The 14,292-nt window shown below is 60.1% G+C and carries 12 protein-coding genes; 5 read left to right on the plus strand and 7 right to left on the minus strand.

Features of this window, described 5'->3' with window-relative positions; translation table 11 throughout:
- Positions 1-260: 260 nt before the first annotated feature.
- The 5 genes from I5P96_RS12675 to I5P96_RS12695 form a co-directional block, all read right to left on the minus strand.
- On the minus strand, positions 261-1,679 hold the full coding sequence (locus I5P96_RS12675) for a glycogen synthase (RefSeq protein WP_223382449.1): 1,419 nt from the start codon (positions 1,677-1,679) through the stop codon (positions 261-263).
- 127 nt (positions 1,680-1,806) lie between these two features.
- On the minus strand, positions 1,807-2,934 hold the full coding sequence (gene glgD / locus I5P96_RS12680; RefSeq protein ID WP_223382451.1) for a glucose-1-phosphate adenylyltransferase subunit GlgD: 1,128 nt from the start codon (positions 2,932-2,934) through the stop codon (positions 1,807-1,809).
- Entirely contained in the window at positions 2,928-4,121 is a 1,194-nt protein-coding gene (locus tag I5P96_RS12685; protein WP_223382452.1) for a glucose-1-phosphate adenylyltransferase, read from the minus strand. Before I5P96_RS12685 ends, glgD begins: the two co-directional genes overlap by 7 nt.
- Positions 4,122-4,205: 84 nt before the next feature.
- Positions 4,206-6,455, minus strand: coding sequence for a 1,4-alpha-glucan branching protein GlgB (gene glgB / locus I5P96_RS12690; protein ID WP_223382453.1), 2,250 nt, complete (start codon positions 6,453-6,455; stop codon positions 4,206-4,208).
- 286 nt (positions 6,456-6,741) lie between these two features.
- The gene (locus I5P96_RS12695; protein ID WP_223382454.1) at positions 6,742-7,806 is read right to left on the minus strand and encodes a 3D domain-containing protein; all 1,065 of its coding nucleotides are present in this window, start codon (positions 7,804-7,806) and stop codon (positions 6,742-6,744) included.
- Between the two features lie 632 nt (positions 7,807-8,438).
- On the opposite strand from I5P96_RS12695, the gene I5P96_RS12700 reads away from it, so the two are divergent.
- The gene (locus I5P96_RS12700) at positions 8,439-9,068 is read left to right on the plus strand and encodes a GH25 family lysozyme (RefSeq protein WP_223382455.1); all 630 of its coding nucleotides are present in this window, start codon (positions 8,439-8,441) and stop codon (positions 9,066-9,068) included.
- Between the two features lie 34 nt (positions 9,069-9,102).
- A complete protein-coding gene (locus I5P96_RS12705) occupies positions 9,103-9,345 on the plus strand; it encodes a phage holin (protein WP_223382457.1) in 243 nt (80 codons plus the stop codon).
- Positions 9,346-9,496: 151 nt separating this feature from the next.
- On the opposite strand, the gene rpsI is transcribed toward I5P96_RS12705, so the two are convergent.
- Together rpsI and rplM are read right to left on the minus strand one after the other, a co-directional pair.
- Entirely contained in the window at positions 9,497-9,895 is a 399-nt protein-coding gene (rpsI, locus tag I5P96_RS12710) for a 30S ribosomal protein S9 (protein ID WP_097791584.1), read from the minus strand.
- A gap of 17 nt (positions 9,896-9,912) precedes the next feature.
- A complete protein-coding gene (gene rplM / locus I5P96_RS12715) occupies positions 9,913-10,341 on the minus strand; it encodes a 50S ribosomal protein L13 (protein WP_097791583.1) in 429 nt (142 codons plus the stop codon).
- Between the two features lie 287 nt (positions 10,342-10,628).
- On the opposite strand from rplM, the gene I5P96_RS12720 reads away from it, so the two are divergent.
- The 3 genes from I5P96_RS12720 to lepA are packed head-to-tail and all read left to right on the plus strand — an operon-like array spanning position 10,629 to position 14,275.
- Complete coding sequence (locus tag I5P96_RS12720; RefSeq protein ID WP_207685813.1) at positions 10,629-11,198, plus strand: hypothetical protein; 570 nt, start codon at positions 10,629-10,631, stop codon at positions 11,196-11,198.
- Between the two features lie 31 nt (positions 11,199-11,229).
- Positions 11,230-12,426, plus strand: a complete 1,197-nt coding sequence (gene alr / locus I5P96_RS12725; protein ID WP_223382459.1) for an alanine racemase — start codon at positions 11,230-11,232, stop codon at positions 12,424-12,426.
- Between the two features lie 37 nt (positions 12,427-12,463).
- Positions 12,464-14,275, plus strand: coding sequence for a translation elongation factor 4 (lepA, locus tag I5P96_RS12730; protein WP_207685815.1), 1,812 nt, complete (start codon positions 12,464-12,466; stop codon positions 14,273-14,275).
- The last annotated feature ends 17 nt before the right edge of the window (positions 14,276-14,292 follow it).

Consider the following 14,292-nt stretch of genomic DNA (forward strand, 5'->3'; position numbering starts at 1 on the left):
ACCCTCATAGGGATAGTATAATTCAAACCGTCGGTTTTTTCAATCAATTCTCCACCAAATTCTGTGAAAGCTTCATAGTTCGTTTACACTTACTTCACAACTGTCCTCCCCCGGTGGATTTTTGTCCGCCGTTCATTGCATCCTCCACAAAAAATTGGCGGCGTCTTTGTTCAGTCTGCCCCTTGACAGCAAAAAGACCCGCCGGGCCCCTGTGCAGTACAGAGGCCCGGCAGGGCTGGAGTGTATGGAATTGGTCGAATTTACCAGAGGTTTGCGGTCTCGTTGTACAGACCCTCGTAGCTCTTGGCCGAGAGGTCCCAGCTGAAGTCGCATTCCATGTCGTGCTTGACGAGGTTGTGCCAGTCTTCCTTGTTGTAGTAGCGGTCCTGTGCACGGCAGCAGGCGTCATACAGCTCGTGGGCGCTGTAGCCCGCAAAGGTGAAGCCGTTGCCCTCGCCGAGGGTGCAGTCGTGGATGGAGTCGCGCAGGCCGCCGGTCTCGCGGACGATGGGAGGTGTGCCGTAACGGCAGGCGACCATCTGGGCCAGACCGCAGGGCTCGCTCTTGGACGGCATGATGAAGACGTCTGCACCGGCGTAGATCTCCTGCGACAGTGCCGGCTCGAAGCCGATGTAGGTGCCGACGCGGCCGGGGTGGCGGGCGCACAGCTCGGAGAAGAAGTTCTCATACTGGCTCTCGCCGCTGCCCAGGATGACCAGCTCGATGCCGCGGTCCACCAGACCGTCGGCGATGCTCTGCACCAGGTCGAAGCCCTTCATGCCGACCATGCGGCTGACCATGGCGAAGACAGGGCTGCCGTCCTTGTGCAGGCCGAACTTGTCCTGCAATGCTTCCTTGCACTTTGCCTTGCCCTCTTCAAAGTTGGTGATGTCGTAGTTGAAGGGGATCTTCGGGTCGGTGGCGGGATCATTCGCCTCCATGTCGATGCCGTTCAGGATGCCGCACAGCTTATACTGCTTTTCGCGCAGCAGGGCATCCAGACCGTAGCTGAACCAGGGGTCCAGGATCTCCTGCGCATAGGTGGGGCTGACGGTGGTGATCTTGTCAGCCGTCTCGAAGGCACCCTTCATGAAGTTGGCGCAGCCATCGTACTCGACGATGTGCTGGTCGCGGCGGCCGATGCCGCAGGTGTCCTCCAGAATGTCGGTGCCATACTTGCCCTGATAGGCGATGTTGTGGATGGTGAAGATGGTCTTGATCCGGTTGAACTTGTCCAGATGACGGTAGTACAGATTCAGGTAAACGGGCACCAGCGCGGTCTGCCAGTCGTTGCAGTTGATGATGTCCGGGGTGAAGTCGATGTAGAACAGGGTCTCCAGCACGGCGCGGGAGAAGAAGGCGAAGCGCTCGCCGTCATCGTAGAAGCCGTACAGACCGCGGCGGCGGAAGTAATACTCGTTGTCCAGGAAGTAGTAGGTCACGCCGTTCACTTCGGCCTTGAACAGGCCGCAGTACTGGCTGCGCCAGCCCACCGGCACCGAGTAGTTGGTGACGTATTCCAGCCGGTCACGCATCTTCAGGTCACCGTACAGCGGCATGATAACGCGGGCGTCCACGCCGTCCTTGACCAGAGCCTTGGGCAGAGAGCCTGCAACATCGGCCAGACCGCCGGATTTCGCAAAGGGAGTTGCTTCCGAAGCAGCATAGAGGATTTTCATAAGATCGCTCCTTTCAGAAAAGCGGTTGAAACAAAGAGTGGGCGGGGGCAAAACTGCCCCCGCCCCTCTTTCCGAGAGGGGCTACCGGGGAGGGAGCCGCCCCTGTGAAAAAATCAAAGGAAGCGCATCAGACCATGTGGTTCTTCTGCACGTAAACAGGGAAGCTCTCGGTGCCGGACAGCTTCTTGCCAGCGGTCACGCGGACGTTCTTGTCGGTGACAACGCACTCCAGCTGCGCATCGGCTTCCACAATGGTGTCCTGCATCAGGACGCAGTTCTTGACGACCGCACCCTTCTTGACCTTGACGCCGCGGAAGAGCACACAGTTCTCGACCGTGCCCTCGATGACACAGCCGTCGGCCAGCAGAGAGTTCTCCACGCAGGAACCGTTGACGTAGCGGACGGGGTTGTCATCGCGGATCTTGGTGTAGATGGGGCTCTCCTTGGGGAACAGAGCGTTCAGGTTCTTCTCGTCGATGAGCTTCAGGTTCTCGTCGAAGTAGCTCTTCATATCGCAAATGTGGGCCACATAGCCGGTGTACTCCACAGCGCGGATGTTCAGGATGTTGACGTTGTGTGCCAGGATGTCGCGCTCAAAGTAGATCAGGCCGCGGGCGGTGGCGTCCTTGACCAGCTTGATCAGGGTCTCGCGCTCCAGAACGTAGATGTTCAGGTCCAGATTCTGGATGCCGGAGCGGTAATCGTTGAACAGCAGCTCGGTCACGCGGCCGTCGGCATCAACGGTCAGGGTGTAGTTGTCGTTCTTGCGGCCTTCGGGGATCTCGGTCTTCTGGTATGCGATGGTCACATCGGCACCGCTGGCCTGATGAGCGGCCAGCAGAGCGTTGAAGTCGTAGTTGATGGCGATGTTGGCATCGCTCATGACGACATAGCGCTCCTTCTGGTTCTCCAGGAAGTTCAGGATGGAACCCAGAGCCTCAACACGGCCGGAATAGATGCGCACACCCTTTTCTGCAAAGGGAGGCACGATGTTCAGGCCGCCGTGGCGGCGGGCCATATCCCACTCGCGGCCGGTGCCCAGATGGTCCATCAGAGAGTGGTAGTTCTTGCGCACGACGATGGACACGTTGGAAATGCCGCAGTTCGCCATGCTGGACAGCACGAAGTCCACCATGCGGTAACGGCCTGCAAACGGGATGGATGCCATCGCGCGCTCGGTCACGAGTTCAGGCACGGTGGTGTCATAGCTGTTGGGGAAAATGATACCCAACGCATTGTTGTTCTGGCTCAGCATACTTCCTCGCCCTCCTTGACGGAATCAAATACTTTGGCGCCCTCTTTGACGGTCGCGCCTGCACCGACGGTCAGGCCGGTGCCCACATGTGCGATGGCGCCGTCGCCGCCGATCGTTGCACCGGCACCCACGACGACATCCTCAGCGAGGATGCAGCGCTTGACCACAGCGCCCGCCTTGACCACGACGCCGTCCATCAGAACAGCATCTTCCACGGTAGCGCCCTCTTCCACGACGACGCCTGCGCTCAGGACCGAGTGCCGGACATTGCCGTAGATCTTGCAGCCCTCCGTGACGAGGGAGTCCTGCACGACGGCGCGGGGGCCGATCTTCTGGGCCGGCAGAACGGGGTTGCGGCTGTAGATCTTCCAGGTCTTATCGAAGATGTCGATGCCGGAGTGCTCCGGGTCGAGGACCTCCATGTTGGCCTCCCACAGACTGTCGATGGTGCCGACGTCGCGCCAGTAGCCTGCAAAGCGGTACGCATACATCCTGCGGCCGTCACGCAGCAGGGCCGGGATGATGTTCATGCCGAAGTCGTTCTTGGAGTTGGGGTCTGCCTCGTCCTCTTCCAGATACTTCTTCAGGACGTCCCAGTTGAAGATGTAGATGCCCATGGAAGCCAGGTTGGACTTCGGGACCGGGGGCTTCTCCTGGAACTCGGTGATCTTGTCGTTCTCGTCTGCGACCATCAGGCCGAAGCGGGAAGCTTCTTTCCAATCGACTTCCATAACGGCGACCGAGAACTCTGCGCCCTTCTCCTTGTGGAAGCGGAGGAAGTCTGCATAGTCCTGCTTGCAGATCTGGTCACCGGACAGGATGATGACATACTCCGGGTCATAATTGTCGATGAAGCTGATGTTCTGGTAGATGGCGTTTGCGGTGCCCTTGTACCAGTCGGTGCCCTTGGCCTGCTCATACGGCGGCAGGGTGTGCACACCGCCGTGCAGGCGGTCAAGGTCCCAGGGCTGGCCGTTGCCGATGTACTCGTTCAACTTCTGGGGCTGATACTGGGTCGCGATGCCAACGGTATCAATGTTGGAGTTGACGCAGTTGGACAGCGGGAAGTCCACGATGCGGTATTTGCCGCCGAAACCGACCGCCGGTTTTGCCGTTTTCTGTGTCAGCGCATACAAGCGCGAACCACGTCCGCCGGCAAGGATCATTGCCACAATTTCTTTTGCCATAGCTTTATTCTCCCCTTTTACACATTTCCGAGTTGGTTTGGAATTGGAAATGGTCTAACGATGTGAATGGTCTGGGCGCACGGCTCACTCTTTGGGCTCTGCTGCCTTTTTGGCGCGGGGCTTGCGGGTGGGCTTTGCCGGTGCAGCGTCTGCCGCAGGGGCAGCTTCTGCTTTGGTCTTGCGGGTGCGCTTGGGCTTTTCCGCCGGCGCAGCCTTCTCGGCCGGTTCAGCCTTTGCAGAGGTCTTTCTGGGTTTTGCGGCCTTGGCCGGTTTCTCTGCCTTGGCGGGCTTTTCCTCCGCGGCCTTCTCCGTCTTCGCCTTGGTGGCGCGGGTGGTCTTTTTGGGGGCCTTTTCGGTCTTGGCAGCGTTCTTCTTGGGTGCTGCCTTTTCGTCGGCCTTGGCCGGGTCTGCTGCCTTGCGGGTGCGCTTGGTGGGCACCTCGAAGTAGAGGGTGCTCATAGGCGGCAGGGTGATGGTGATGCTCTGTTCAAAGCCATGCAGCGGCTTCTTGTGGGTGCGGACGGCCTTGTTGTGGACCGCGCCCGAACCGCCGAAGGCTTCGTCGTCGCTGTTCAGCACTTCCCTGTAGGTACCCGCCACCGGTGCGCCCAGGGTGTAGCCCTCCCGCAGGACGGGGTTGAAGTTGCAGACGATCAGGATCTGCTTGCCCGCTGCATCCTTGCGCAGGAAGGCGACCACGCTCTGCTGCGAGTCGTCCGGCACGATCCACTGGAAGCCTTCCCAGCTGTAATCGATCTGCCAGAACGCCGGATGCTCTTTGTAGAAGGCGTTCAGGGTCTTGACGTAGTTCTGCAGCTCGGTGTGCTTGTCGTAGCCCAGCAGCATCCAGTCCAGCTGCTTGTTCTCGTTCCACTCGGCGAACTGGCCGAACTCCTGGCCCATGAACAGCAGCTTCTTGCCGGGGTGGGCCATCATGTAGCCGAAGAAGGTGCGCAGGTTGGCGAACTTGGCCTCGTACTCACCGGGCATTTTATTGATGAGGCTCCCCTTGCCGTGGACGACTTCGTCGTGGCTGATGGGCAGCACGAAGTTCTCGCTGAAGGCATAGAAGAAGCTGAAGGTGACTTTGTTGTGGTTGCCGGCGCGGAAGAGCGGGTCGGTCTTCATGTAGCTGAGCATGTCGTTCATCCAGCCCATGTTCCACTTGAAGTTGAAGCCCAGGCCGCCGTCCGATGCAGGCTTGGTGACCATCGGCCAGGCCGTGGATTCCTCCGCGATCATGTACTTGTGGGGGTGGCGGCCCAGGACGGTATCGTTCAGCTTGCGCAGGAACGCAACGGCTTCCAGATTCTCCTTGCCGCCGTCCTTGTTGGGCTCCCATTCACCCTGCTTGCGGTTGTAGTCCAGATACAGCATGGAGGCCACGGCGTCCACGCGCAGGCCGTCGATGTGGTACTGCTCCAGCCAGTACAGTGCGCTGGAGATGAGGAAGCTCTGCACCTCGCTGCGGCCGAAGTCGAACACCATGGTGCCCCACTCCTTGTGCTCGCCGCGCTTGGGGTTCGGGTCCTCGTAGCAGGGCTCGCCGTCAAACCGGTACAGGCCGAACTGGTCCTTCGGGAAGTGCGCGGGCACCCAGTCCATGATGACGCCGATGCCGGCGGCATGGAGCTTATCCACAAAGGCCATGAGATCCTTGGGGGTGCCATAGCGGCTGGTGGGGGCAAAATAGCCCGTGACCTGATAGCCCCAGCTGCCGTCAAAGGGATATTCCATGACCGGCAGCAGCTCGACATGGGTGTAGCCCATCTCGGTGATGTACGGGATAAGCTGGTCGGCCAGCTCGGAATAGTTGTAGGGGATGTTCTCGCCCTTGGTCTTCCAGCTGCCAGCGTGCATCTCGTAGATGTTCATCGGGCCGTTGATGACATCGGCCTTCTTCTGGGCCTCCTGCCATGCGGCATCGTGCCACGCAAAGCCGTTCAGGTCGTAGACCTTGCTGCCGTTGGACGGCCGGGTCTCGGCGTGGAAGGCATACGGGTCAGCCTTGTAGACAAGGTCGCCCGCGCGGGTGGTCACGCAGTATTTGTAAACGTCATATTCCTTCATGCCGGGGATGAACAGCTCCCAGACCGAGTCCTGATCCACCTTGTGCATCGGGTGGCTGCCCGGCTTCCAGCTGTTGAAATCGCCCACCACACTGATGGCGGCGGCATGAGGTGCCCAGACGCGGAACACGACACCGGACTCTCCGGCGCGGGTCTCGATGTGTGCACCGAAGTAGCGGTATGCTTCGCAGTTATTGCCCTGCTTGAACAGATAGATCGGCAGATCCGATGGATCCGTATGGATTTTTTCTTCCGTCGGTTTCATAAACAGCTCCTCCCCGTACAGGCCGCAGAGGGGCCTATACCTTTTTACTCTCTTATATTAAAGAATTTTGGCACATTTTTCAAGGCTTTTTCCGGAAAATGTACCATAATCTTTTCGAGGATATTTTAGTGATATGGACAACCTGGCCAAATTTATGCAAAAATTATAGGTAAACCTGACGGAATATAAAACAAAAAAGAACATCTGCGCCCGTTCTCTGTGCAAAATGCAGCAAAGAGCGGGGGCAGATGTTCTGTTCATTCCGTGTGCGCGGGGGGCCAAAGACTCAGTTCACAACGTAAACATTGACCTGGATCGCCCCATTGATGACCGACTCGGCGTAGGTCTCGTAGAACAGGTCCACGAGGATCTCGCCCTTCTGAACGGCGATGCCGGTGTCGGTCGCGATGGCGTAGCCGTAAACGAAGCGGCCATCGGTGGAAGTGATATACAGCAGGGTGCCGTAGGGGATGACGTCCGGGTCCACGGCAACCGTGCCGTAGCCCAGGCCCAGACCGGAAGAGCCCTTGCCGGACTTGGAATAGTAGCCGGTGGCTTTGCCGGTGAGGACCCTGCTGTAGGAAGCGGGCGCATTGGTGGTGCCGTCCGTGCCGGTCAGCGGCGAGACAGGCGCACCGGCACCGTAGGTCTTGACGACATGATTGGTGGGCTCCACCGTGGTGGTCACATCGACCACCATGCTGTTCTCCAGCTCACCGTCCACCCAGCGCTCGCGGGTGGTCACGGCCTGCTGGCCCTCCGAGCCGTGCTGCAGCGTGGTGGCGCGGCCGGTGTTGCGGAAGTACAGGCTGGTGTAGACATACTCGGTATCGTAGGGGATGGCCTGCGTCTCGACCTTATCCTGATAATCGACGCGGTGGACCACGATGCTGCTGCCTGCTGTGACCAGCTGGTCCAGTGCAGGCTCGGTGTAGTCCTCTTCATCCAGGGTGATGCCGGCGCGTTCCAGCGCATCGGCAACGGTGCCAAAAGCCATCCTCACCGGATACTCCTGGTCGTCTGCCTGGATGGTCACGGTGAATGCGCGCTCGATGTTCAGGGAAGCCAGGCTGCCGCTGAACGCGGTGTAATAGACATGGTCGCCCTCTTCGGCCTCCATGCCGGAAAGGCTCATCACGCGGGCGGGGTCGCTGTCAGCGTCAGTGCTGACCACCAGCTGCCGCGCACCATAGGAGTCAGTGACGTAGGTCAGCCGCAGATTCGCGGCGGTCACGGCCAGCGTGAACAACAGGCTCACGGCCATGACGCAGAACGCCAGCACACGGGGGGCGGCGGCACGGGTGCGGCCGCTCAATGCTTTTTGAAATTTGACGGAAGCGATACGGAACAACTCCTCTCTTTTTACAGTTTGGAATACGATGCGGGCCTTCCAATACCCGCCGTGGCACGGAGTTTCTTCACTCCGTATTCGGGAGCCGCAGTGCGGCTTTTCACTTCAATGTGATGAATTTTATACGCTGCAACGTCCGTTGAGCGGAAGCTATTTTAGCAGACCAAAACCGATTTGTCAAATTTGACATTTCCGGTTTGCCAGATTCTTAACATAGTTTTTTGTGAATTTTGTACACAGTTTTCCCGGATGCGTGAAATTTTCGAGCGATTCTTCCCGATTTTTTTGCAAAATCCGGGCATGATTTGTTCACAATTTTTTAACATTCAAGTGCTGTTTCAAGGCCGGAAATCGACCGAATTTCCCTTGATTTTTGTCATCACAAACCATTCACAGACGCCATTTTCCGCCCGAAAATGCACCCAGAATTACTCTCAAAAAGGCCCTGTTCTTCCCCTGCTTTTCTGCCCCGGAAACACCCCTTGGCAAAATGCCGAACGGCAAAGATCCGCAAGAAAAAAGACCACACTTCCGCATTTCGTATCCCGGCTGTACAATCGGGACAACAGCAGAAAGGAGGTCTGTTCCATGACACAAACACCAGATTCTACTCACCGCCCGGAGGTCATCCGATGACCCCGCTGCGGGTGCTGGATGTCTCACGATGGCAAGGCTGCATAGACTGGGACGCGGTGCAGCGTTCCGGTGCCATCGACGGCGTGATGCTGCGGGTGCTGGGCAGCCGAAACGGCCAGCCCTACCCCGACCCGCAGTTCGAGCGCAATCATGCTGCCTGCACGGCGCGCGGCATCCCGGTGGGCGGCTACTACTACACCTGCGCCGTCACCTCCCGGCAGACCGAAGCCGAGCTCAACGCCCTGCGGGCCGCGCTGCGCGGGAAAACGTTCCAGCTGCCCCTTGCCATTGATGCGGAGGACGCCCGGCTGCGCTCCCTCTCCCCTGCCGCGCTCGCGCAGCGGGTGGCCCAGGCCGCCGCCCAGCTCGAAGCCTGGAATCTCTACGCCATGGTCTACACCTACACGAATTTTGCGGACACCGCCCTTGCGATGGATGCACTCACCGCCTACGACCTCTGGCTCGCCGATTACCGCGGCAAGCGCCCCACCCGCCCCCACGGGATGTGGCAGTACACCAGCACAGGCCATGTGGCGGGCATCGACGGCCCTGTCGATCTGAGCCGCGCCTACAAGGACTACCCCGCCCTCTGCCGCCGCGCAGGGCTTGGCCGCTTCTCCGGCTGAACCCCGCACATCACCCGGAACGAAAGGAGTTTTTATGAAGCACAAGATCTCGCCCTCGACCATTGCCCGCACCGCCGCGCTGGCGCTGGCCCTGACCAACCAGATCCTCAGCGCCACCGGCCACGCGGTGCTGCCCATCGAGTCGGCCCAACTGGAGCAGCTGGTCTCCACCGGCCTGACCGTGGCCGCCGCCCTCGTCAGCTGGTGGAAGAACAACTCGTTCACCCCGGAGGCCATCGAAGCCGATGACTACTTCTACAAACTGAAGAGCGGCTAGTAAACAGATGAGGGCCCGGTGCATGGCGCACCGGGCCCTCCGTGCTGTCCGGGGCCGCGATGCAGCCGCGCACCCCCGTTCAGCGAAAAAACAGCTAGAACAAAAACAACCCTGCCGAAGCAGGGTTGCAAAAATACATTTTGAGGGTAAATCAGCGCTTGCTGAACTGAGGTGCGCGACGAGCAGCCTTCAGACCGTACTTCTTACGTTCCTTCATACGAGGATCGCGGGTCAGGAAGCCAGCCTTCTTCAGGACTGCACGGTTCTCATCGCTCTGCTGCAGCAGGGCGCGGCTCAGGCCGTGGCGGATTGCGCCAGCCTGACCGGAAACACCGCCGCCGGAAACGCGGACGACGACGTCATACTTGCCCTCCAGGCCCAGCAGGACCAGCGGAGAACGGACGATCAGCTTCAGGGTCTCCAGACCGAAGTAGCTGTCGATGTCGCGATCGTTGATGGTGATCTTGCCGGTGCCGGTGTAAACGCGAACGCGGGCAACGGAATTCTTACGACGACCAGTGCCGTAGAAATAAGGTTTGGTTTCGTACATATTCGATTGCCTCCTTCTTAGAACTCGATCTTTTCGGGCTTCTGAGCTGCCTGAGCATGCTCAGCACCCTTGTAGCAGTGCAGGCGGGTCAGAGCCTTGGCACCGATGGTGTTGGAAGGGATCATGCCCTTGACAGCGTAGGTCATAGCCAGATCGCTGTTTTCAGCCATCAGCTTGCTGTACTGGACCTTCTTCAGGCCGCCGATGAACTTGCTGTGGGTGATGTGGAACTTCTGCTCGGCCTTCTTGCCGGTCAGGACAGCCTCGTCACAGTTGATGACGACGACGTAATCGCCGCAATCGACGTTGGGGGTGTAGTTGACTTTCTGCTTGCCGCGCAGCAGAACAGCAGCCTCAGCAGCGACGTGACCCAGGCTCTTGCCGGATGCGTCGAGCAGATACCACTTGCGCTCGACTTCAGCGGGCTTTACGAGAGTAGTGCTCATATCTATTTCCTCCTGATAAGTGTTTTAACGGTTCAGGCACCCTTTTGGGGCGCGAGTGTCAGTATACATCACAAAAACGCGCCTGTCAACAGATTTTTTTGATTTTTTCGGTGCAAACTTTTCATTCTCTCGTTTTCGCTTGAAATCTCTTGAAATCTCGCGATTTCAGATTTCGGATTTTTCAACTGATTTTTTACCGCTGCGGGCGGATTTCTGGGGCGGGGCGCTACAATTTTGCCCGGAGATGTGCTATACTATATTCGATATTGTAAAAAGGAGACTATTCCATGCCGAAGAACATTCACACGCAGGACTCTTCCCAGCAGCGGGCATCCCGGCTATTGCTCGCCATGGGCGTGATCGTGCTGGTCGGTGCGCTGGCTTACTTTGTGCTGACGCTGGTCGTCAACCGCCGCACCCCGGCAGCCCCCGACACCCACTACACCGCCGACAACGGCATCGTGCTGGACTACGAAAGCGCCGTCTGGCCCGTGTGCGAGATGACCGAGGACGACACCCTCGGCCACGCCCTCAAGCTGGCCTCCGGCACCGACAGCGACAACGCGAACTATCAGATCGTGCTGTTTCAGCGGGGAGACGCCTCGACCTACGAGGATTACATCGGCCAGTCGGAATCCGACCTGAAGAGCGCCTACGGCGTCATCAGCCCGCGCAAGGTCAAGATCCAGATCGAGGGGGCCACCGTCACCGCCGTGCGCTGTGACATCCAGGCCTATTATGCGGTCCTTGCCACCGTGGAATACGACAGCGGCGATGTGGTCTATGTTTCGGGCCTGACCAAGCTGGCCTCCATCAGTGATATCGTGAATCTTGTAGAGAGCGTTTCCCTGACCTGAGGGCCGCTCACAGAAAAGGAAGGGATCTTCCATGCCGACAACCACCTTTGAAAAACACGTCTGGGCCGAGATCGACCTCGACGCCCTGCGGTCCAACTTCCGGGCCGTGAAGGAGCGGGCGGGCAGCCTGCCGCTCTGTGCCGTCGTCAAGGCCGACAGCTACGGCCATGGGGCCGTCCAGTGCTCCCGCGTCTTCGCCGAGGAGGGCGCGGCCTGGCTGGCCGTCAGCTGCCTGGCCGAGGCCTTGCAGCTGCGCAATGCCGGGCGGACGCTGCCCATCCTCATTCTGGGCCATGTGGAGCCGGAGTACGCCTCCGCCCTCATCGAGAAGCACATCACCGCCGCCTGCTACTCGCTGCCGCAGGCCAGGGCCCTGAGCGCGGCCGCCGAACGGGCGGGCGGGACCGTGGACATCCACCTCAAGGCCGACACCGGCATGGGCCGCATCGGCTTTGCCCTGCGCACCGATTTTGACCGGGCCGTCGCCGAGATGCTGGAGGTCTGCACCCTGCCCGGCCTGCGGATGACCGGCCTGTTCCAGCACTTCGCTGTGGCCGACGACACCGATGCCGGGAATGTCGCCTACACCGAGGAGCAGTACCAGCTCTTTCTCCGCGCCTACCGCGCCTTAAAGGCTGCCGGGCAGGAGCCGCCGCTCGTCCACTGCGACAACTCCGCCGGGGTCATGCTCCATCCCGACTGGCCCAGCAGCGCGGTCTCCGTGCCCTGCATGGCCCGCCCCGGCATCATTTTGTACGGCTTCGACCCCAGCGACGAAGTCCGCTTCGGGAAGTTCCGCCCGGTCATGAAACTCAAGACCGTGGTCAGCATGGTCAAGGAGCTGCAGCCGGGCCAATCCACCAGCTATGGCCGGCGCTTCACCGCCGAAACCCCCACCAGAGTGGCCACCCTCTGCACCGGCTATGCCGACGGCTACCCCCGCCTGCTGAGCTGCGGCAAGGGCATTGTGGAAGTCCACGGCGTCCCCTGCCCGGTGCTGGGCCGGGTCTGCATGGACCAGCTCATGGTGGATGTCACCGCCGTGCCCGATGTGCAGGAGGGCGACGAGGCCATCCTCTGGGGCGGCACCGTCAGCGACAGCGCCGAGGACATCGCCCGCAAGACCGATACGATCTCCTACGAGGTGCTCTGCGGGGTCTCCCGCCGGGTGCCCCGCGTCTACCTCGAACACGGCCGGATCATCGCCGTGGAGGACTGGATCTTATAATCAATCGAACACCCACTATTTTCCGTTGGAGGAACAGATGGCAAGAGACAACATCCGCAATTTCTGCATCATCGCACACATCGACCACGGCAAATCCACCCTGTCGGACCGCATTCTGGAGCTGACCAAGAGCGTGGACGAGCGCACCATGGAGGACCAGATCCTTGACAACATGGACATCGAGCGCGAGCGCGGCATCACCATCAAGGCCCGCGCCGTGACCATGAACTACACCGCCAAAGACGGCAAGGTCTACGAGTTCAACCTCATCGACACGCCGGGCCACGTAGACTTTGCCTATGAAGTCAGCCGCAGCCTGGCCGCCTGCGAGGGCGCGATCCTGGTGGTGGACGCTACCCAGGGCGTCGAGGCCCAGACGCTGGCCAACACCTACATGGCGCTGGAACACGATCTGGAGCTGGTGCCCATCCTGAACAAAATCGACCTGCCCAGCGCCCACCCGGACGAGGTGGCGCAGGAAGTGGAAGACGTCATCGGTCTGCCCTGCTTGGATGCACCCCGCGTCTCGGCCAAGACCGGCCTGAACATCGACCAGGTGCTGGAACGGGTGGTCAGCGACATCCCCGCCCCCACCGGCGACCCGGACGCTCCCCTCAAGGCCCTGATCTTTGACAGCATCTACGACAGCTACAAGGGCGTCATCGTCTACATCCGCGTCTTCGAGGGCACCGTCAAGCCCGGCGACACCATCCGCCTGATGGCCACCGGTGCCCAGTTCACGCTGGTGGAGGTCGGCCACATGGGCGCGACCAGCCTGACCCCCTGCGACCAGCTGCAGGCCGGTGAGGTCGGCTACCTGACCGCCAGCATCAAGACCGTGCAGGACACCCGCGTGGGCGACACCGTCACGCTGGCCAACCGCCCCACCGCCGAAGCCCTGCCCGGCTACCGTCAGGTCAAGCCCATGGTCTTCTGCGGCATCTACCCCGCCGACGGTGCCAAGTACCCCGACTTAAAGGATGCGCTGGAAAAGCTGCAGCTGAACGACGCCTCCCTGACCTTTGAGATGGAGACCAGTGCAGCCCTGGGCTTCGGCTTCCGCTGCGGCTTCCTCGGCCTGCTCCACATGGAGATCATCACTGAGCGTCTGGAGCGCGAGTTCGACCTCGACATCATCACCACCACCCCCAGCGTCCGCTACCGCCTGACCCTGAACGACGGCACGGTCGAGATGATCGACAATCCGTCCAGCTATCCGGACCCGTCCACCATCGTCAAGCAGGAGGAGCCGTTCGTGGACGTCCACCTCTACACCCCCAACGAATACGTGGGCAGCCTAATGGACCTCTGCCAGCAGAAGCGTGGCGTTCTGGCCGACATGAAGTATCTCGACGACGTCCGGGTGGACCTGCACTATGCACTTCCGCTGGGCGAGATCGTCTATGACTTCTTCGACGCCATCAAGAGCCGCAGCCGCGGCTATGCCAGCTATGACTATGAGTTCAAGGAGTACCGCGAGAGCGACCTCGTGAAGCTGGACTTCCTGCTGAACGGCGACCCCGTGGACGCTTTGTCCATGATCGTCTTCCGCGACAACGCCTACGGCAAGGGCCGCCGCATCTGCGAAAAGCTGCGGGACAACATCCCCCGCACCCTGTTCGAGATCCCGGTCCAGGCTGCCATTGGCGGCAAGATCATCGCCCGCGAGACCGTCAAGGCCATGCGCAAGGACGTTCTGGCCAAGTGCTACGGCGGCGACATCACCCGCAAGAAGAAGCTGCTCGAAAAGCAGAAGGAAGGCAAAAAGAAGATGCGCCAGCTCGGCAGCGTCTCCCTCCCCAGCGAGGCCTTCACAGCCGTGCTGAAGCTCGACAGCGATGACGATTAAACATTCCCATCGCATCC

This window comes from Faecalibacterium prausnitzii, from assembly GCF_019967995.1.
GTDB classification, from domain to species: Bacteria; Bacillota; Clostridia; order Oscillospirales; family Ruminococcaceae; genus Faecalibacterium; species Faecalibacterium prausnitzii_E.

What these genes read in the sequence shown, in the direction of transcription:
- I5P96_RS12675 (WP_223382449.1), bottom strand. Translation starts at nt 1,679, where the DNA reads ATGAAAATCCTCTATGCTGCTTCGGAAGCAACTCCCTTTGCGAAATCC.
- glgD (WP_223382451.1), bottom strand. Translation starts at nt 2,934, where the DNA reads ATGCTGAGCCAGAACAACAATGCGTTGGGTATCATTTTCCCCAACAGC.
- I5P96_RS12685 (WP_223382452.1), bottom strand. Translation starts at nt 4,121, where the DNA reads ATGGCAAAAGAAATTGTGGCAATGATCCTTGCCGGCGGACGTGGTTCG.
- glgB (WP_223382453.1), bottom strand. Translation starts at nt 6,455, where the DNA reads ATGAAACCGACGGAAGAAAAAATCCATACGGATCCATCGGATCTGCCG.
- I5P96_RS12700 (WP_223382455.1), top strand. Translation starts at nt 8,439, where the DNA reads ATGACCCCGCTGCGGGTGCTGGATGTCTCACGATGGCAAGGCTGCATA.
- I5P96_RS12705 (WP_223382457.1), top strand. Translation starts at nt 9,103, where the DNA reads ATGAAGCACAAGATCTCGCCCTCGACCATTGCCCGCACCGCCGCGCTG.
- rpsI (WP_097791584.1), bottom strand. Translation starts at nt 9,895, where the DNA reads ATGTACGAAACCAAACCTTATTTCTACGGCACTGGTCGTCGTAAGAAT.
- rplM (WP_097791583.1), bottom strand. Translation starts at nt 10,341, where the DNA reads ATGAGCACTACTCTCGTAAAGCCCGCTGAAGTCGAGCGCAAGTGGTAT.
- I5P96_RS12720 (WP_207685813.1), top strand. Translation starts at nt 10,629, where the DNA reads ATGCCGAAGAACATTCACACGCAGGACTCTTCCCAGCAGCGGGCATCC.
- alr (WP_223382459.1), top strand. Translation starts at nt 11,230, where the DNA reads ATGCCGACAACCACCTTTGAAAAACACGTCTGGGCCGAGATCGACCTC.
- lepA (WP_207685815.1), top strand. Translation starts at nt 12,464, where the DNA reads ATGGCAAGAGACAACATCCGCAATTTCTGCATCATCGCACACATCGAC.